General features: G+C 33.0%; 15 protein-coding genes. 7 read left to right on the forward strand and 8 right to left on the reverse strand.

The genetic code is table 11. From position 1 onward, the window contains the following. The first annotated feature begins 221 nt into the window (after positions 1 to 221). Positions 222 to 1733, forward strand: coding sequence for a peptide MFS transporter (locus HGP29_RS15025; protein ID WP_168883239.1), 1512 nt, complete (start codon positions 222 to 224; stop codon positions 1731 to 1733). 57 nt (positions 1734 to 1790) lie between these two features. Here HGP29_RS15025 and HGP29_RS15030 read toward each other — a convergent pair whose 3' ends face one another. From HGP29_RS15030 to HGP29_RS28740, 4 genes are all read right to left on the reverse strand, one after another. Further along, positions 1791 to 2540, reverse strand: a complete 750-nt coding sequence (locus tag HGP29_RS15030) for a hypothetical protein (protein WP_168883240.1) — start codon at positions 2538 to 2540, stop codon at positions 1791 to 1793. 106 nt (positions 2541 to 2646) lie between these two features. Beyond that, complete coding sequence (locus tag HGP29_RS15035; protein WP_168883241.1) at positions 2647 to 3699, reverse strand: o-succinylbenzoate synthase; 1053 nt, start codon at positions 3697 to 3699, stop codon at positions 2647 to 2649. Next, entirely contained in the window at positions 3699 to 5099 is a 1401-nt protein-coding gene (locus tag HGP29_RS15040; protein WP_168883242.1) for an SPOR domain-containing protein, read from the reverse strand. Before HGP29_RS15040 ends, HGP29_RS15035 begins: the two co-directional genes overlap by 1 nt. 94 nt (positions 5100 to 5193) lie before the next feature. Continuing rightward, entirely contained in the window at positions 5194 to 7194 is a 2001-nt protein-coding gene (locus tag HGP29_RS28740; RefSeq protein WP_211093301.1) for a peptidylprolyl isomerase, read from the reverse strand. Positions 7195 to 7259: 65 nt separating this feature from the next. Here HGP29_RS28740 and HGP29_RS15050 point away from each other — a divergent pair, with 65 nt between their 5' ends. The 5 genes from HGP29_RS15050 to HGP29_RS15070 all read left to right on the forward strand — a co-directional run bounded on the left by HGP29_RS15050 (position 7260) and on the right by HGP29_RS15070 (position 11967). Next, entirely contained in the window at positions 7260 to 8564 is a 1305-nt protein-coding gene (locus tag HGP29_RS15050; RefSeq protein ID WP_168883243.1) for a thymidine phosphorylase, read from the forward strand. A gap of 158 nt (positions 8565 to 8722) precedes the next feature. Continuing rightward, positions 8723 to 9388: a deoxyribose-phosphate aldolase gene (gene deoC, locus HGP29_RS15055; RefSeq protein ID WP_168883244.1), complete on the forward strand. Its 666-nt coding sequence runs from the start codon at positions 8723 to 8725 to the stop codon at positions 9386 to 9388. 13 nt (positions 9389 to 9401) lie between these two features. Then, entirely contained in the window at positions 9402 to 10547 is a 1146-nt protein-coding gene (locus HGP29_RS15060) for a phosphopentomutase (protein ID WP_168883245.1), read from the forward strand. 21 nt (positions 10548 to 10568) lie between these two features. Next, positions 10569 to 11273, forward strand: a complete 705-nt coding sequence (gene deoD / locus HGP29_RS15065; RefSeq protein WP_168883246.1) for a purine-nucleoside phosphorylase — start codon at positions 10569 to 10571, stop codon at positions 11271 to 11273. Positions 11274 to 11463: 190 nt separating this feature from the next. Further along, entirely contained in the window at positions 11464 to 11967 is a 504-nt protein-coding gene (locus HGP29_RS15070) for a hypothetical protein (RefSeq protein ID WP_168883247.1), read from the forward strand. Positions 11968 to 12041: 74 nt separating this feature from the next. Here HGP29_RS15070 and HGP29_RS15075 read toward each other — a convergent pair whose 3' ends face one another. The 4 genes from HGP29_RS15075 to pdxA all read right to left on the reverse strand — a co-directional run bounded on the left by HGP29_RS15075 (position 12042) and on the right by pdxA (position 14828). Beyond that, the gene (locus HGP29_RS15075) at positions 12042 to 12386 is read right to left on the reverse strand and encodes an Imm51 family immunity protein (RefSeq protein ID WP_168883248.1); all 345 of its coding nucleotides are present in this window, start codon (positions 12384 to 12386) and stop codon (positions 12042 to 12044) included. A gap of 142 nt (positions 12387 to 12528) precedes the next feature. Beyond that, complete coding sequence (locus tag HGP29_RS15080) at positions 12529 to 13008, reverse strand: Fur family transcriptional regulator (protein ID WP_168883249.1); 480 nt, start codon at positions 13006 to 13008, stop codon at positions 12529 to 12531. Positions 13009 to 13016: 8 nt separating this feature from the next. After that, positions 13017 to 13451 carry a DUF3299 domain-containing protein gene (locus HGP29_RS15085; protein ID WP_168883250.1) on the reverse strand — a complete coding sequence of 145 codons (435 nt, stop codon included), beginning with the start codon at positions 13449 to 13451 and terminating at the stop codon, positions 13017 to 13019. A 21-nt stretch (positions 13452 to 13472) separates the two neighbouring features. Continuing rightward, entirely contained in the window at positions 13473 to 14828 is a 1356-nt protein-coding gene (gene pdxA / locus HGP29_RS15090) for a 4-hydroxythreonine-4-phosphate dehydrogenase PdxA (protein WP_168883251.1), read from the reverse strand. 420 nt (positions 14829 to 15248) lie between these two features. Here pdxA and HGP29_RS15095 point away from each other — a divergent pair, with 420 nt between their 5' ends. Beyond that, positions 15249 to 18722 (forward strand): VPS10 domain-containing protein, encoded by a 3474-nt coding sequence (locus tag HGP29_RS15095; protein ID WP_168883252.1) that lies wholly within the window; start codon positions 15249 to 15251, stop codon positions 18720 to 18722. The last annotated feature ends 107 nt before the right edge of the window (positions 18723 to 18829 follow it).

Consider the following 18829-nt stretch of genomic DNA (forward strand, 5'->3'; position numbering starts at 1 on the left):
TTCTTAATTTTAGTTTAATTTTATACTAGTTTATATTAAAAGTGTAATATAACATATTAAAATGATTGTAACGATGTCTAATATCAACTTTTTCTTTTGCTAAAATTTTAGATATTTGCAGTTCACAATTCAATTATCAGAGTGGAATGAATAACTGAACACTTTCGAACTTTCATTGAATAAAGATTTTATTTTTTATTACTAACCAAAACAAAAATATTGTGAGCAAAACACATTCGGGTCATCCTAAAGGCCTTTACACACTTTTTGCCACTGAATTCTGGGAGCGTTTTAGCTACTATGGAATGCGTGGTTTCTTCGTTCTGTATTTAACTGCCACTTTAATGGATGGTGGTTTCGGTTTAGAGAAAACTGAAGCATACAGCATCTATGGTATCTTTACTGCTCTAGTTTATGTGACTCCTATCATTGGCGGTATATTGGCTGATAAACTTATTGGTCAAAGAAAATCAATCTACATTGGTGCTTTACTAATGGCCTTGGGTCAGTTTACTATGGCAGCTTCTGTTAGATATGGTTTAACAGAATTAGTGTCTGCAAGAGAAATGTCATTGTACCTAGGTTTAGGTCTTTTGATAATAGGCAACGGTTTCTTTAAGCCAAACATTTCTACAATGGTTGGTGGTCTATATAGCTCAGATGACCCAAATAAAGATGGTGGTTTTACAATCTTCTATATGGGTATCAACTTGGGTGCATTCGTCACTAACTTTGTTGGTGGTTCATTAGCTGAGAAAGTAGGTTGGGAATATGGATTTATGGCTGCTGGTATCGGTATGGTTGCTTCTACAATCTGGTTCTTTATTAGAGAAACATCTGTATTGAGTGGAGAAACAGGACATGCAGTAGGTTTACCTCCAAAAGATAACCCTACTTCTAAATTTAAATTAGGAAAAGGTGATTGGATCAACATTTTAGTTTACGTAATTGGATTAGCTGCAATTACATATGGTGTAATCTGGGGTATCGTAAACATTGATGGTGACATCATCGATATGATTGTTAAAGTAATTGCTGTTGGTGGTTTTAGCTACTTAGGTTTTACTATTTTCCAAAACACTTCTGGTTCTACGGAATGGAGTCGCGTTGGTGTAATCTTAGCCTTAGCGGTATTCAATATTGTATTCTGGTCAGGTTTCGAACAAGCAGGTACATCTTTCAACACATTTGCCAATGAATACACAAACAGAGATGTTTTTGGTTTTGAAGTTCCAGCTTCATGGTTCCAATCTATCAATGCCGTATTCATTATTATCCTTGCTCCTGTTTTCACAATTATGTGGACTAGATTAAGTGATGCTAACTTAAACCCAAGAACTCCTGTAAAGTTCGCTTTATCGTTAGTATTCTTAGGAGTAGGTTTTGGTATCATGGCAATCGCTAATGATTCATATAAAGAATCTCAAGCACTAATTTCTCCTATGTGGTTGGTAATGGTTTATTTATTCCATACTGTAGGTGAATTATTTATGTCACCAATTGGTCTTTCAATGATCACTAAGTTATCTCCTCCAAAAATTGTTTCAGTAATGATGGGTCTATGGATGGGTTCAATTGCCTTAGGTAATTACTTAGCAGCATCAATGACTAAAATTTCTCAAGACTTTGGGTTTGATACCTTCTACTTTATTACTGCATATGCATTTATTGCAGCATTAGTAGCCTTTGCTGTATCACCAATCTTAAATAGATTAATGAAAGGTATTCACTAGGATATCTTTACCAATATAAAAAAAGGGATATGAATTAATTTTCATATCCCTTTTCTTTTAGTTATTTGCTTCTAACTTTATCATTTGACATTGATTTTCTGCAACGATTAAATCATGTTTCTTCATTGGCATCCTTCGGTCAAATTGAATTTTATTTTGGACAGTGAATACTTCATAATTCCCTCTTCTTAAAGGTATTCTCAAACTTTCTAAAGATTCACAGTCTGCTTCATCTTTACATTTTTTATTAAGGTAACCTAGGAAATCATAGTCATCATTATCTAGATCCTTGACAAATACATAATATCCATGTTTGTCTACTTTCTTTTCATTAGAGAAGAAAACCACATTACCATGATAGGAATCCTGCTCAATAGGTGATTGAACATCCGCCTGATGGTCTTTGAAAATTACTTTGTGTGTAAAAGCAGTAAATACTTCTGTTACATTGTAATTCAAGTCTAAATAAACCTTTTGAAAGGATGCTGATCCATTTTTTACTTTATCAATGCCATATACATTCTCAACATATTTATCATTATCATAATAAACTTTTGAGATTACTCCATCTTCTACATAAACTCTTGCATTGACAAGTTCTGTTTGATGTTCATTGATAAAGTCTTTTTCTTTTGGCATAATTATCCAGACTTCTTGCCAGCCTTCAGAAGGGTTAGGTAAAGTGTGTTTATGCTTTTTGTAGAATTTCTCCAGCTCGTTTACAGAAGTCATCTGTTGAGCCTCAACCATGTTAGTTAATACGAGAAATAAATAGCCGAATAACGAATAGTAGTATTTAAGTTTCATGTCTATATTTAGATAATTCTTTCGGGTTAAAAGTAATTATCTTTTTTTGGACTAAAAATCCAAATTATCCGGCTTTTGTACAATGTAATCTTTTGTAACCTATTGATTAATTAATTACAAAAGACTTGTCACAATTGTAATATAACTCACCCTTAGCAACAGTCAAAGGAGACTCAAAATTGTTGTGATATAATTGCCCTGTTCCTAATCCATGAGGTTTATCAATTAGGTAGTTGGCAGTAAATTGAGCGATTGCATTTAAACCAATATTTGATTCTAATGCAGAAGTCATCCACCAAGGAATATTTCTTTTTTCAGCAGAGGTGATCCATTCAGCAGAGGCCTCTAAGCCTCCAACTAATGCTGGTTTTAAAATAATATACTGTGGCTTTATCGTGTCTAGTAAAGCTTCTTTTTTATTGCTTGAAACTCCTATTAACTCTTCATCTAAAGCAATAGGGATTGGAGTGACTTCACATAATTTGGCCATTTCCTCCCATTGCCCTGCCCATATCGGCTGTTCAATAGAATGTAACTCAAAATCAGAAAGTCGTTTTAACTTTTCTAATGCTTCTTCAATATTAAAAGCACCATTCGCATCCACCCTCAATGTAATTTTATCCGATGAATATTCACTTCGAATGTACTTAAGAAGAGATAGTTCTTGTTCAAAGTCTAAAGCTCCTACCTTAATCTTGATACAATCAAACCCTTTCTCTAGTTTCTGATCAATTTGTTCTTTCATGAAACTGTGATCACCCATCCAAACTAAACCGTTGATAGGAATTGGTGTTCCTTTATAAAAAGAATTATCATATATGATTTTCTTACCGCCGTTTTTTAGATCTAAAAGGGCTGTTTCGATAGCAAAGTAAAAGCTTGGCAACTTCTCTTTATCAATTAAATTAGGCAGATCTTCAAGATAAACATTTATCCTATTCAACTCATTTAACCAATTTTGTAACCTTACTTCATAATCTTCAAAATGATCAATGCTTAACCCTTTTAAAGTATTACACTCTCCCCAACCAATAATTTCAGGAGTATCCTCATCCCAAACTTTAACCAAAAAGCAATCTTTTGTACTTATTGCACCTCTTGAAGTTTTTGCAGGAAAATTAAATTGTAAAGTCCTTTTGATATAATCGAAACGCAGCATTATAGTCTATTTAATTGGTATTCGTCACCTAAGCGAAAGTTGGAAAGAATCTGAATTAATTCTTCTTCTTGGTAAGTTCCCTTTTTAAAATTAGATATCTTACCAATTTCTTTATCGTTTTGGAAAATCAAAGATTCAGCCATCATTCCCATTTTACGAGTGGATGGATCCCTTCTTCTTACCTTATATATAAAAGCATCTCGATTACCTAATAATACCTTGTCAACCGTCTTATCTTTTAAATAACTCTCGTATCTAGACTTAAATAATTTATCGATTGTTGACTGGTCATTGAAATTTTCCAACTGATAAACTAGAGTCCCTTTCTCAGAGTTTTCAAAATAGCATTGAAGACCGGTCTCTCCTAGTTCCATCATTGCGTTCCTTCCTCTTAGGCTTTCTTTTGTAAAGAAATCAAAGGCAACCAATCTTTCAGTTGTCATCATGATATCTGGAAATGCTCCCAATAATCTCTTCACACTATTGTAAGAATCTATTGATTTTTCATCTCCAATTAAGTTGACAAAGTGCTTCATTAGATTCAAATCATTCTCATTACACTGTACAAAAGCTAAAATTAACCCTGAAGCAGATTGTTGAACAACATATGATTTTAGGCCTTTAGGGTTAACTGTTACTTCATATCCTGTCATGCCCCAATTATTCTCACTTTTAAACTCAGACATTTTCTTCACATTATATCTTCTTGAGTCTAAAATCTTTTCTGCGAATTGTTTTGCAGGCTCTTTATCTAGTTTGTTTTTTTCTTTAAGCTTGACAATATGTACAGTCAACTCTTTTCTTGATAATGGGTCTTTGAATTTACCTTCTACAATTTCTTCAGCATTCTTTTGTAAATCTTTGATAGAAATACCTCTAGGAAAGTCAAATGACACATTTCTACTGATCGTATTTGATCTAACATTTATATCCTCATAGTAATGTAATGATTTAGCACTTTTAAGAACAAAATTCTTACTATATGGCAATTGTGATAATAGATCTAACGCTGTCCATGTTACAGGAAAGTTATCTACCTGATCTTCTTCAAGAGGAATCATTTCAGAAGCTACTTTATTATAATTTTGAACTTCCAGATTATTCAGACCATAAGTATCCTCAATATTCATCTTCTTGGCTAGCACATCTTCTAATGATAGCTCAGAAGCTAATAGAATATGGTGCCATTTGCCATAATCTTCATGAACTTGAGTGATTGCGTAAGGTTCTAAACCCAGATCCTCTAGTCTATCTATCGTATTTTCTAATTCATCAAATTCACGAAAAGAAGCCACTTTTATAGAAAATGGTTTCTCTTCACTAAACTGCTCTACAGCACAAGAAGTAAAGCCTAGTGAAATGAATAAGAAAATATATGTTAGTAGTTTTACTTGTTTCATTTTACGATAACTGTTAGTGAAATAATGCAATGTAACATTATTGAATAGCTGTAAAAATACAATAAAAGCATGAAATATTAGTATTCCGAATATTTTATATTGCTTTTTGATCTGACACCTCTAATTCCCTCACAATCTTAATACTATTGATCTTATCACCATACTGTATCTTTCTCATAATATCTAAACCTTCAACTACTTGAGCAAAGACTGTATATCTACCATCTAAATGGTGTGTAGGCACTAGCGTAAAAAAGAACTGACAAGATTCCGTATCCTTTCCTGCTGATGCAATTCCTAATGAACCTTCTGTAAATTCCAATTGCGTAAATTCTGATGGAATAGAGTAATTTAATCCACCAAATCCATCACCTCTTGGGTCGCCCCCTTGAGCAACAAAGTTAGGCACTAAACGGTGAAAATGTAGTTGATCATAAAATCCACTATCAGCTAAACTAACAAACATACTTGCAGTTGCTGGTGCTTCATTTACCTTTAGAGCAATTGTAATATCTCCTTTTTCCGTACTTATTATTGCTTTTTGATCTTGTTTAATCTTTTTAATGTAGTCCCATTGAACTCCTTTGTTTTCTTTAGGAGCATCATAATTATATTCTTTACTTTCTAAATGAGCAATTGTTTTTTCTAATTCAATGAAAGCTTCTACTTGAAGAGGGAGTTCTAAAGAAGTTTTCACTTCCTCCATTAACTGTACTGCAGGGTAATATTTTTTAAATTTCTTACTATTATTCTGCATAAAAGAACATGTTGTATAGATTTGTGCAACGTCCTTTGTTTTTAAAGCATCTGATATGATTCTTCCAAGTTCTGCACCTTCTTTACTATTCAAAGATTTTTCAGAGGCATATTCTCGCATTAATAATTCGATGGCTTTAGTTTTTAGTGGAATCTCAGTTGTTGTTTTCCATGTTTCAAACACTAGATCTTTTCCAAGCTTAGAATTACTTAAAGCGTCTAAATAATAACATTTTTCATAAACACTTGATGCCTGATCGTACAAACCTTTAGTGAAATTATAAATATCTTTCTGCTTATTTCTTTCATACATCACCGCTTTTAAAGCTAAAGCTTGAGCATGTGGATGTTTCATATCTTTAGCCACTTGATAGACTTGCTTAGACTCTTTCCATCCTAACTTTTTATAAAGTTTCGATGCAGCAACAGAAGCTACGATTGGATCTTCATGATTTAGAAAAGCCATTGTTTCTTCAACCATTCCATCATATTTGATTTTCTCAGTTGCTATTAATGCACTTTCTAAGACCATAGGACTTTTCTCTTCATGAAGAATTTTCTTTAATGCCGTAGAACTGCCACCACCTTTTGAAAAGGCTGCGATCGATAAAGCAAAATTAGATCGGATTAATTCATTATTATTCCTTCTTGCATTCGCGAAAATGTTTGAATTGAATGTAGCTACCATATTTGAAGAACTCAATCTTGCAAAATATGCACTACACCATTCTTTTGTTTCTGTATCTTTTGACTTTGTAAAGATTCTCATGACTTGTTCTGCAGCATCGTAAGACTCAAACCCTTGCCATGTTTTTGCTCTATATAAGCCTTTTACAATTCCTTTCATCACATGCTCGTCACTTAAAACGAAATGTGTCATTAGATAAATAGCTCCATCGTTAGCACAATGTCCCAATGCCTCGAAAACATATTTCAACAATTCTGTTTCTTTTTCATGATCAATAATGAATTTTATAAGAAAAGGATTAATTGATGGGTCTGCAATTTGACCAATAGCAAAAGCTGTTGCTATCTTTATATCTAATGAATTAGATGTTTCTAGTTTTTGTTTTAAAGCTGGCAAAGCAGAAGTATCCTGAACAGAACCCAAAGCTATTAAAGCTTCAATTTGATAAATGGAATCTTGGTCTAAATAAGTTAATAATTCTTTCGTATTGCGTTTATCCCTACTGTTATATATTGCTCTTATCTTTGAATCATTAAATTTGTTCTCAAAGCTAATTTTCTCAGTTTGGTCATCTGTTCCATCTGAACAAGATTGGAGGGCAAAACAAAAAATTGAAATGAAAAAGAATACGGAAGTATTGAATTGACTCATTATTAATAAGATTAGTTTTTAAACAACTAAAAATAACCAAATATAAACCCCAATTCAAAAAAAATATGCGCGCAGTAGATATAATCATAAAGAAAAGGGATCACCAAGAATTAAACGACACAGAGTTAAAAGCATTTCTACAAAGTTATCTTTCAGGAGAAGTAACAGATTATCAAATGTCTGCTTTTCTGATGGCAGTTTTCTTAAATGGATTGACAGACCATGAATTAAAAACACTAACTGAAACAATGAGAGATTCTGGCCATCAAATTAGGTTAGAAGGTGTTAGTAGATTTTTAATTGATAAACATAGTACTGGTGGTGTTGGAGACAAAACAAGTATCGCTTTAGCCCCACTACTCTCTACTTTTGGAATTGGTACCGCAAAAATGTCTGGAAAAGGCCTTGGTCATACAGGGGGCACATTAGATAAGTTTGATGCCATTCCAGGTTTTAAATTTCCTTCATCAGAAGAAGAAATGGTAAAATCCATAGAACATACAGGCATAGGTATTATGGGACAAACGGATAATATCGTTCCATTGGATAAGAAACTATATGCTTTAAGGGATGTAACAGGAACAGTAAATAGTTATCCTTTGATTGCATCTAGCATTATGAGTAAAAAGCTTGCAGTCCGTAGTGATGGGATTATTCTTGATGTGAAAGTTGGGGATGGTGCATTTATGAAAAACTTAGAAGATGCTCAGCAACTCGCCAACATCATGAGAGGTATTGGTGAAATGTTTGGCAGAAAAGTTCACATTGTATTAAGTGGAATGGAACATCCATTGGGTAATGCTATTGGTAATGGATTAGAAGTATTTGAAGCTGTACAATCATTACATGGACAAGGGCCTAAAGATTTTGAAGAACTGATTACAACCATCACTGGTATTGCTTTATTACAAAAGGGCGATGTAACAACACTTGAAGAAGGAATAGAAAAAGCTACAGAAAAATTAAAATCGGGAGAAGCAGTAAAAGCTCTTCATGATTTTGTTGAAGATTGTGGTGGTGATGCTTCTTATATTACTGACCCTAATAAATTTATCACTGCAAAATTCACTTATGATCTTAAGGCTCCACAAAATGGCTATGTATCATCATTAAAAGCCGAAAAAGTGGGTACATCTGCAATGATGTTGGGTGCTGGAAGAGAAACAAAAGAAGATATTATTGACCCAGCAGTTGGTATTATGCTTCATAAAAAAGTGGGTGGTAAAGTTCAAAAAGGTGATACATTAGCTACACTTCATTACAACAAAGAAAATCAAAAGTTGAAAGATGCTATCACTCTCCTTGAAAGTGCCTATACATTTTCTGATACAGCCATTGAAACACCAAATATCATCCTAGATATTCAATAATTTTATAATAGATAATCATCATTCTGGTAAGTAAAAAGCTCTAATAAATGTAAAGTTTCCACAGTAGAAACAGACATTTAATTTAACTTTCTGAAATGTTTGATGATTTCATCAACATAAACTCATTTAAATACATATATAACATTAAATAAATCATCATGAGTATTGCGAAATATATTGACCATACTATCCTTGCTGCCAATGCTACTTCGGCTCAAATCATTCAACTATGTGAAGAGGCAAAACAATATAATTTCTTCTCTGTTTGTGTAAATTCTGCTTATGTTCCTTTAGCAAAAGAACATACTAACGGAAGCGAAGTTGCAGTTTGCTCAGTTGTAGGTTTCCCATTAGGTATGATGGATACGGCTTCAAAAGTATTTGAGGCAAAAACTGCAATTGAAAACGGTGCTGATGAGATTGACATGGTAATCAACATCGGAAGACTTAAAGATGGTGATAATGCTTATGTTGAAAATGAGATTCGTCAAATCAAAGAAGCTATTGGTGATAAAGTATTGAAAGTAATTATCGAAACTTGCTACTTAACTGACGATGAAAAAATCACTGCTTCTAAACTTTCAGTAAATGCTAACGCTGATTTCGTAAAAACTTCTACAGGTTTTGGTACTGGTGGAGCTACTTATGAGGATATTCAATTAATGAAAGATGCTGTCGAAGGAAAAGCTGCTTTAAAAGCTAGTGGTGGAGTGAGAGATTTCGAAACAGCTCAAAAATATATTGATATGGGTGTTACTCGTTTGGGTACTTCGAGCGGAATCAAAATCATTCAAGGAGGTACAGCTGACGAAGGAAGCTACTAATCATTACTTAATTATGGCAAAAAGAGTTGTTTTAGTTGTCTTAGACAGTGTAGGGATTGGCTTTAGTGCTGATGCTGATGAATATGGTGACAGAGGTGCCAATACCTTAGGGCATATTGCTGATAGTGCAGGTTTAGATATCCCTAATATGCACAGAATGGGCATTGGAAATATTGCTCCATTATATGGTATTCCTCCTTTAGGAACTACTTCTGCTGCTTATGGTATGGCTAAGGAAGTTTCTAAAGGTAAAGATACAACCACTGGACATTGGGAAATTGCTGGTCAGATCCTTGAAGAGCCCTTTCCTACCTATCCAAACGGTTTCTCTGAGGATATCATGAAAGCCTTCGAAGAAGCAACTGGAAAAGGTACTATCGGCAATAAAGTAGCTTCGGGTACTGCAATCATTAATGAATTAGGTGATGAACATGTCGCTACAGGCAAATTGATCATTTATACTTCGGCAGATTCAGTATTCCAAATTGCTGCACATGAAGATATTGTTCCTTTAGAAGATCTTTACAAATACTGTGAAATTGCTAGAAAACAGTTAAAAGTAGGTAGAGTTATCGCTAGGCCTTTTGTAGGTGCTGATGGTAATTATACAAGAACAGCCAATCGTCATGATTACTCTCTTGAGCCTTCAGATAACATGTTAACTCGTATCAAGACAGCGGGTAAAGATTCTATTGGCGTTGGTAAAATTTTCGACATATATGCTGGAAAAGGTTTTACTGACCATGTTTATACAAAAAGTAATACTGAAGGTATCGATAAAACAATTGAGTATCTACAACAAGATAACAATGGTTTGATCTTTACTAACCTAGTAGACTTTGATATGCTATTTGGTCATAGAAGAGACTTAATTGGATATCGTGATGCTTTAGAATATTTCGATCAACGTCTACCAGAGATTACATCTGCTATGGGTGATGATGATGTACTTATCATTACTGCAGATCATGGTAATGACCCTATTTTTAAAGGTACTGACCATACAAGAGAACATATTCCGATTTTAGTATACGGTAAAAAAGTAAAACCTGTAAATATTGGTTTTAGGTCTACTTTTGCAGATATCGGAACTACCATCGAAGAATTATTATTAGGTGAAGCTCCATCTACAGGTAGCTTTGCTTCAATGATTGTTTAACACAAATAGATAAAAGAAAAAATGAGTATACATATAGGTGCAAAACCAGGAGATATTGCTGAGGTTGTTTTAATGCCAGGTGATCCATTAAGAGCTAAATTTATTGCTGACAACTACTTAGAAGATGTAGTTCAATACAATAATGTTAGAGGGATGTTAGGTTATACAGGAACTTACAAAGGACATAAAATTTCTGTTCAAGGTTCAGGTATGGGTATTCCTTCTATTGGTATCTACGCTCATGAGTTAATTACTGAATTTAATGTTCGCAAATTAATCCGTGTTGGTAGCTGTGGTTCTATGCAACCGCATATTAAACCAAGAGACTTAGTTTTTGCAATGTCTGCATCTACAGATTCTTCTTTCAACCAAAATAGATTTGGTGGAAAAGACTACTCTCCTGCTGCTAGTTTTTCTTTAATAAAGAAAGCAAATGAAGAAGCAGAGAAAAAAGGTATTACTCCATTCAATGGTAATATCTTATCATCAGATGCATTCTATGGAGATGACCAAGACGAATGGAAAAAATGGGCAAAATATGGCGTATTAGCTGTTGAAATGGAAACTACAGCTTTGTATACGATTGCAGCTCAGTTCAATGCTCAAGCATTAACGATTCTTACTGTTTCTGATAGCTTAGTAACAGGTGAAGAGTTAAGTTCTGAAGATCGTCAAAATACTTTCACAGATATGATGGAAATCGCATTAGAAACTGCTATTTCATAAGTTTGTGATATAAATATATCTAAGCCAACACTTTAACTTAAGGTGTTGGCTTTTTTTATTCCAACAATCTTTAATTACCTAAAATGATTCATGATTATTCGTTTAAAAACATTGGTTATTAACGAAAAATTAAGGTATTGAACATTATATTTGCGAATAAATTAAACGTAGTCAATCAAACTTCAAATCAATGAAATATATTAAATATTTGTGGGGTCTTTCTTTACTTATTTATTTAGGTTTAGCATTACTCGCTTATATATACTTACCTGATGAAGGGGTAACTGTTTTACACCAAACAGCATCTTCAGAAGCATTAATCCTAACAAAGAATGCTTTCTTCTATGCATCGATGGGAAGTTTAATGCTAGTCAACATTTTCTTTGTGACAATTGGTAATGGTATTCTTTATTTTCCAAAACCAATGATTTTAGCACCAAACTCAAGTTTTTGGCTTAATGATTCGGAACACAGAGAAGTTTTCTTGGAAAAAATGAAAGGCTGGACAAAAGGCATGGCCACTATATTTAACTTCTTACTTTTAACAGTATTAGGAGTAATTTATGCAGAGCAAGGACATGACCCTTATGCAATAAAAGTTGAATATTCACCAATGATTCTATGGGTATTAGCCCTTGTTTGGATGGGTGCATACTTTGTTGTATTCAAAAAAACAGCTATTGAAGAAGATTAAATTAAATCTTTCAATACATAAAAACGCCTCACTAATGCATTATAGTTGAGGCGTTTTTTTATTATGAATAAAACCTAGTCATCGATTCTTTCCCTATCTGCATTTTGAATATAGTCTTCCAAAACTTCTAGATTAGAAAATGCTGGGACAATAATTTGTAGTACTTCATTAAGTATCTCTGCGTTACTACACTTTGCGTAGAAACAACCTGCTTCAGGATCAAAAGAAATGTAATTCAGTAATTCCTGATTTTTCTTCTCTATGATCTGAACAATCAGCCCTTCCCAAGCATAACCATTTCCTTCATATTGATATTTAGCAAAAAGTGGGAAGTAATTTGAAAATAAGTTTGAACTTTCAATTTCAGCGACAAAAGTAAGGTTTTCAAAATCAACCTTAAATGGATAAGTGTTTTCCATGGCTTCAAGTAAATTATATGATACAATAGTTTTGATAGTACAATGATAAATACAAAGGACGTAATCTAGATACGTTCATAAATTAAGGTACAAAAAAAAGTGCTACGTTGTTCTCAACATAGCACTCTTTGTTTTCAATTTATTAAAGAGATTCACCCTTTTCAACAGGTTCTTCGGTCTTTTCTTCTTTTTTCTTATCCAAACAACTTTTACAAATACCATAAAAGTTTAGAGAATGGCTATCAATTTCACAACCATAGATCTCTTCTACCATCTGTTGGATTTTTTGTATTCTTGGATCACAGAATTCAAAAATAGAATGACATTCTTTACAAATTAGGTGATCATGTTGTTTAAAGCCATGAGCCTTTTCGTATAATGCCAAGTTTTTTCCAAACTGATGTTTTGTAATTAAATCACAATCAAGTAATAAATCTAAGGTATTGTACACTGTAGCTCTACTCACTCGATAGTTTTTATTCTTCATATTAATATATAAAGATTCCACATCAAAATGGCCTCCTCTGCTATATATCTCCTCCATAATAGCAAAACGCTCTGGAGTTTTACGAAGCTTTTTATCTTCTAAGTACTTAATGAATATTTCTTTAATCTCTTCCATATAATTACTTAATAATTTGAGTTGACTTCAACAGCATCTCTTAATTCATAGATTAAGCCTGTTTCATCATCATTTAACTTCAAAACACCTTTCAAGGTTATTTCTTCTTCACCAATTTCTCTTTGGTTTTTTAGAAAGACTGCTATGACAGATTCTGGTCCAGCACCTCCACAGAAAAAACAACTAGAAAAAGGATATACAGATAACATTATAGAATTATCTTCTGTTTCAACAGGTAAGACAAATCCTGTAATCTTGACTTCTTTATTTTCTATTGCCTTTATCTCGTCAGTGAAAATTGGGAAAGGAATATCCATTTCAAATTCTTCACTGTACTTATATTCCCAACCTACATTTAGTAGTGTTTTCCATATTCCATCCTCTTCAGAACTAAATGAAGAAAAGGTTAAGAATAAGACAAATAATATCAATACTCTTTTCATATCACAAAAATATGAAATTAACTAATCATTTTTATTTTGCTGAGGTTTATCTCGCTCATTTTGAGGCCTATGTTCACCTTTATTAAAATTTCCATTTTTTCTAGGCTTCCAATGCTCTCTTTTCTGTTTATGTTGGAACTTACCTCCACCTTGATTTTTGGCTTTATTTTCCAACATTTTCTGTTGTTGAGTTACTTGAGCTTCTTTTCTTTCGCCAGCTTCTAACTCACTTAAGTCAAATTCTTCTTCTCCTCCAGCATTACCATCAAGTACCATTTTCTGATTCTTGATTTGGTCTTTTCTGTCTTGCAGTAACTGTCTTGCGTTAGGTCTGATTTGATTCTCAATTTCTCCAGAACGTACCTTAACAATATCAACTGCTTGCATTAATGCTTCCCTAAAAGATGTTTCATCAGCAACACCTCTACCAGCAATATTATATGCCGTTCCATGATCAGGAGAAGTTCTTACGATATCTAAACCTGCAGTATAGTTTACACCACTTTCAAAAGAATGTAATTTAAATGGAATAAGTCCTTGATCGTGATACATACAAAGTACGCCATCATAATTCTTGAATGACATTGTTCCAAAGAAGCCGTCAGCAGGGAAAGGTCCAAATACTAAGTTTCCTCTTTTCTTGAACTCCTTGATAACTGGTGAAATCACATTGATTTCTTCATCACCCAATAAACCATCTTCACCAGCATGAGGATTTAATCCCATAACAGCTACTTTTGGTTTTATGATACCGAAATCCTTTTTCAGTGACTCAATCATCACATTCAATTTAGAAGATACAGCTTCCTTTGTGATAGATGCGGCTACATCTTTAATTGGTATATGACCAGTAACTACACCAACTCTTAAATCGCCAGAACAAAGAGTCATTAAAGTATCTCTTCCACTTGCAAAGTTTTCTTGGTAATACTCCGTATGACCTGCATGTTTAAAGTCCTCACTCTGAATGTTTGCCTTATTAATTGGTGCTGTAACAACTGCATCAATCAATTCAGATTTCAAATCTTCAGAGGCTCTTGATATTGACAAATAAGCACATTTACCAGCTTCTTGAGTTACTTTACCAGGATCTAATTCCTGTACCTCAGTCCAACAGTTTACGACATTGATCTTCTGATCATGAATATAGCTATTGTTGTTGTACTGATGATAAGTAAAGTCCTCAATGCTTAAGATTCTTTTATACTTAGTAAGTATCTTACCAGAACCATAAACAATTGGTGTACATATATTTGTGATTCGCTTATCTTGTAAAACTTTGACGATAACCTCCGGTCCAATACCGTTATAATCCCCAATAGTAATACCTATACGCGGTTTATTTGATTTTCTATTTTTCTGAGTTTTATCTTTCATAAGGAATTCAAGCTCAAATTTTGCTTGTTAATTTATGATTGTATTATCTATCAAAAGTAACAATTTTGCCACTATAATTGTAATGAAATAGTATTATTCTAGTAAGAAAGTGATAAAATTTTCTTAAGCCTGAAATTCATTTCAATGAATCTATTCAAAAGTTAGATCGATGCATCTAAGGTTTAAACATTTTTATTTTATATAAAACCCTTTGAATCTTAATGTACCTCAATAGATCTTATACTATGATAATATGAGAACACAAATTGTATTTTTTTAATTAATTTTACTTCGGAATGTGTATATAGTAATTTGAAACAACTTCTAATCGGGAAATAATATTTTGCCTTTAAGCAGATAAGCAGAATACAAGAAAACAAACCAGCAACTGATTAGATCTATCTGCATTTGTGCAGTTTTATGAATAGACTTTACTACCTATTATATATTATCTTTATTAGCATTTTTATTAGTGCTATAGCTTATAACCTATTTTATATCCCCTCTTCAGAGGATACTGAATTTATATACACTGATTTTTCTACTAATGATCAAAATTCGTTGGCATTAGAAAACCATTATCACACTCAGATTAAAGCTGATAGACCCAATAAAATTCAAAAAATCTTACAAAAACTAAAGACAAAAACGGGCGATTCTTCTCCCGAATATTCTATAGGCTATATAACAGAAGCCATCAATAATAGTACAGTAGATAGTAGTCAACGTTTTTACCAATTTACTGAAAGAGGACCATCTAATGTTTCAGGAAGTATAAGATCTATAGCTTTCTGCCCACTAGACTCTATTAATAAAGTATGGGTAGCTGGAGCATATGGTGGTGATATTTGGAGAACTACCAATAATGGTAAAAACTGGAAAAGTGTCACAGAGAATCTACCTAATGCGATTATTGGAGATATCCAATATAATACTAAGGACTCATCCTTCTTTGCAATTACAGGAGAAACTTTTGGGAAGTTGAATATCAAAAATGGTATTGGTTTACTCAAATCAATTGATTCTGGTGAAACTTGGAATATTTTACCCTCTACTATTAACGATATTCGATTCCAATGTATTAATAGTATGGTGATTGATGCAAAGGATGGGAATAAAATATTAATTGGAACTGCATATCAAGATACAAATAAGAAATTCCATTCATTAATTCTAAAAACTACTGATGGAGGTTTGAATTGGGAAGAAGTTTACCATTCGAATCAACTGATTCAACAGTTAACTCTCGACCATAAAAATAGTAATATCATCTATGCTACAATAAAGAATTCGGGTATCATTAAATCAATAAACTCTGGTGAAACCTGGGGTAAAATTGACTCTAACTTACCCAAAACAGGACGTAGTGTTTTAATAGTCTCTCCTTTTGATTCCAATGTAGTTATCACTTCATTTAGCGGAAAGAAAGAAAAAGATGGTGTTCTATACCTTTCGAATGATGGTGGTTATCATTGGAAGAAACTTCAAACAAATATTGAAACAGGACTGCTTGGTGGACAAGGTTGGTACAACAATACATTGCTGTACCATCCAGAAAAAGAAACTACATTCTATGTTGCAGGTATCAATATTTGGGAAGTAAATATCAAAGACTTTAAGAATGCAACAGCTGATATTGATATTGTAAGTGATGCTTATGGTGAGCATCATGGTCCTAACCAATATATTTCAGAAAATGGAAAGATTGTAAAAAATGGCTTACACCCTGATCATCATCAACTAAAGATGATTAAGAAAGGTAATATATATAGAATGATATCTGCTAATGATGGCGGTATTTACATTAGTGATGACATAAACAATCTAAATAAATGGCATTATAGAAGTGGAACAATCAATTCAACACACTTTTTTGGGATTGATATTTCACCTGATAAAAAACATATTATAGGTGGTTCTATTGAAAATGGATCTTGGATTAGTGTAAGCCAAAGTGATAGCCTAGAATCATTCAGAAATGTTCTAGGAGGTGATGGTTTTGATGTTTTATGGCATACATCAAATCGACAAAAAATCCTGGTAAGTATATATAATAACAATATCTACAGATCTGTTGATGGGGGTTATAACTTCAAGAAATCATCTTTAGATATCTTTAAAGAAGATGGTCGTTCTCCGTTCATCACAAAGATGATTAATGATAAAGCGAACCCAGATATGGTATATGCTTTAGGAGAAAATGGAATATGGATTTCAAAGAATTTTGGAAGCACTTGGAAGCTCTCTGAAATAAAAAATGCTTGGGAATTCTCCGATTATATGGACCTCGATGTTTCAATTGTTGACCCAAACATCATTTGGGCAGGAAGTGGTCATACTGAAAAGAACAAAATTCAAGTTTCAACAGATAAAGGAAAAACATTTACCCCCACTTCACTTCCTACTAATCTTAACTTAGGTCAAATATCAGGGATTGTTACGGATCCAATAGAAAAAGAAACAGCATATGCCCTATTTTCATTTGGGAAAACTGCTAAAATATTAAAGTCACAAGACCTTGGAAAAAACTGGGAAGACCTCACAGGCTTTGTTAATTCAGATAGTTCTACCAATGGTTTCCCTGATGTAGGTGTTAATGATCTATTGGTATTCCCTTTTAATAACCACTTAATTTGGGCTGCCACTGAAATTGGCATTTTCGAAAGTACAAACGCTGGAAAATCTTGGCATAAACTAAATAGTAACATACCAACCATTGGCATTTGGAAATTGAAATATCAAAAAGGTGAAGTTTTAGTTTCTACTCAAGGAAGAGGTATATGGTCTTTATCATTGAATGAAGGGCCTCAACCACAAATCATCACTCAACATACTTTACCGGATGGGCAATTTATTGAATTTGGGATTACCCAATCGATTGACTCTATTGCATTAATCGATCAGGAAGGAACCATTTTAAGTGATAGTATCATAGCATTACCAAAAGGAGATTATCAGCATCAAACAGAATATAGAAATCAAATAAAATCAGATCAAACTCAACTAGTAGTTTATAAGGATGGATTATCTTACCGATCAAATCTGAAACCGATTCAAACGATTCACTATGATAGTACTATAACTTCCATAAAGGTCGATTTTAATAAAGCAGAAGAGTTGTTTTCTGGTGATGCTTTAGTTCTTAAAGATAATGTGGTAGGTTTTTATGGTACGAACTTACACTCTGATCATTATTACAGAAACAATACTACATCATTTACTTACTTTAAACACCCCATAAAAGTCGCTAAAGAGAATTCAAAAATCTCTTATAAAGATGTAGCACTACTATCTAAGGATGATGACTCTGTTGTTCTTGAAGGCAGTAATGATGGTGTCCATTGGGTAGAATTAAATAAACCTTATAATGGAACATTTAATCCAGATTGGAGATATTTTATCGAGCAAAAAGAAGCAAAAGGAGCTCAAACCCTATCAGTAAAACACGAAATCAATTTATTGAATTTCTTTAAACCTGATGATGAAATTATTATTCGTTTCAAGTTCAATTCAGATAATAAAAAACCAAACTGGGGATGGGCAGTAACTTCTTTGGAAATACAAGTAGATGATCAGAAGGATCTTCCTGATGTCGATTTCAAAGATATTTTCCAGGTCCAATCTCATATCTATCCTACAGAAATCACTAATAATAAATTATACATTGAAGTTTTGGCCAATAATCCGAAACCGATGAAACTAAAAGTGATTAACCTTATTGGTAATACTATCCTCGAAAGGGATAATATCCAATTAAGAAAAGGTTGGAATAAATTTCCTTTAGTCTTACCTCAACTCAACCCTGGTATTTATATTTTGAACCTTGAAATTGACAATAAAATTTCTACGCATCGATTTGTTTACAAATTAGAGGAACCAATTGCAAGAAGGTAATCATCCTCATTTTCCTATATAAACGAATGTTATAGTATTTGTTTTCTAGATATAAATCCCACTCCTTTGTAAAAAAATCATCCTTCACTAATAAAAAAGGGTTCTTG

This window comes from Flammeovirga agarivorans (assembly GCF_012641475.1).
Lineage (GTDB): Bacteria > Bacteroidota > Bacteroidia > Cytophagales > Flammeovirgaceae > Flammeovirga > Flammeovirga agarivorans.

Excerpts from the sequence above, each read along its gene's own strand:
- HGP29_RS15030 (WP_168883240.1), bottom strand. The coding sequence starts at position 2,540 with ATGAAACTTAAATACTACTATTCGTTATTCGGCTATTTATTTCTCGTA.
- HGP29_RS15035 (WP_168883241.1), bottom strand. The coding sequence starts at position 3,699 with ATGCTGCGTTTCGATTATATCAAAAGGACTTTACAATTTAATTTTCCT.
- HGP29_RS15040 (WP_168883242.1), bottom strand. The coding sequence starts at position 5,099 with ATGAAACAAGTAAAACTACTAACATATATTTTCTTATTCATTTCACTA.
- HGP29_RS28740 (WP_211093301.1), bottom strand. The coding sequence starts at position 7,194 with ATGAGTCAATTCAATACTTCCGTATTCTTTTTCATTTCAATTTTTTGT.
- HGP29_RS15050 (WP_168883243.1), top strand. The coding sequence starts at position 7,260 with ATGCGCGCAGTAGATATAATCATAAAGAAAAGGGATCACCAAGAATTA.
- deoC (WP_168883244.1), top strand. The coding sequence starts at position 8,723 with ATGAGTATTGCGAAATATATTGACCATACTATCCTTGCTGCCAATGCT.
- HGP29_RS15060 (WP_168883245.1), top strand. The coding sequence starts at position 9,402 with ATGGCAAAAAGAGTTGTTTTAGTTGTCTTAGACAGTGTAGGGATTGGC.
- deoD (WP_168883246.1), top strand. The coding sequence starts at position 10,569 with ATGAGTATACATATAGGTGCAAAACCAGGAGATATTGCTGAGGTTGTT.
- HGP29_RS15070 (WP_168883247.1), top strand. The coding sequence starts at position 11,464 with ATGAAATATATTAAATATTTGTGGGGTCTTTCTTTACTTATTTATTTA.
- HGP29_RS15075 (WP_168883248.1), bottom strand. The coding sequence starts at position 12,386 with ATGGAAAACACTTATCCATTTAAGGTTGATTTTGAAAACCTTACTTTT.
- HGP29_RS15080 (WP_168883249.1), bottom strand. The coding sequence starts at position 13,008 with ATGGAAGAGATTAAAGAAATATTCATTAAGTACTTAGAAGATAAAAAG.
- HGP29_RS15085 (WP_168883250.1), bottom strand. The coding sequence starts at position 13,451 with ATGAAAAGAGTATTGATATTATTTGTCTTATTCTTAACCTTTTCTTCA.
- pdxA (WP_168883251.1), bottom strand. The coding sequence starts at position 14,828 with ATGAAAGATAAAACTCAGAAAAATAGAAAATCAAATAAACCGCGTATA.
- HGP29_RS15095 (WP_168883252.1), top strand. The coding sequence starts at position 15,249 with ATGAATAGACTTTACTACCTATTATATATTATCTTTATTAGCATTTTT.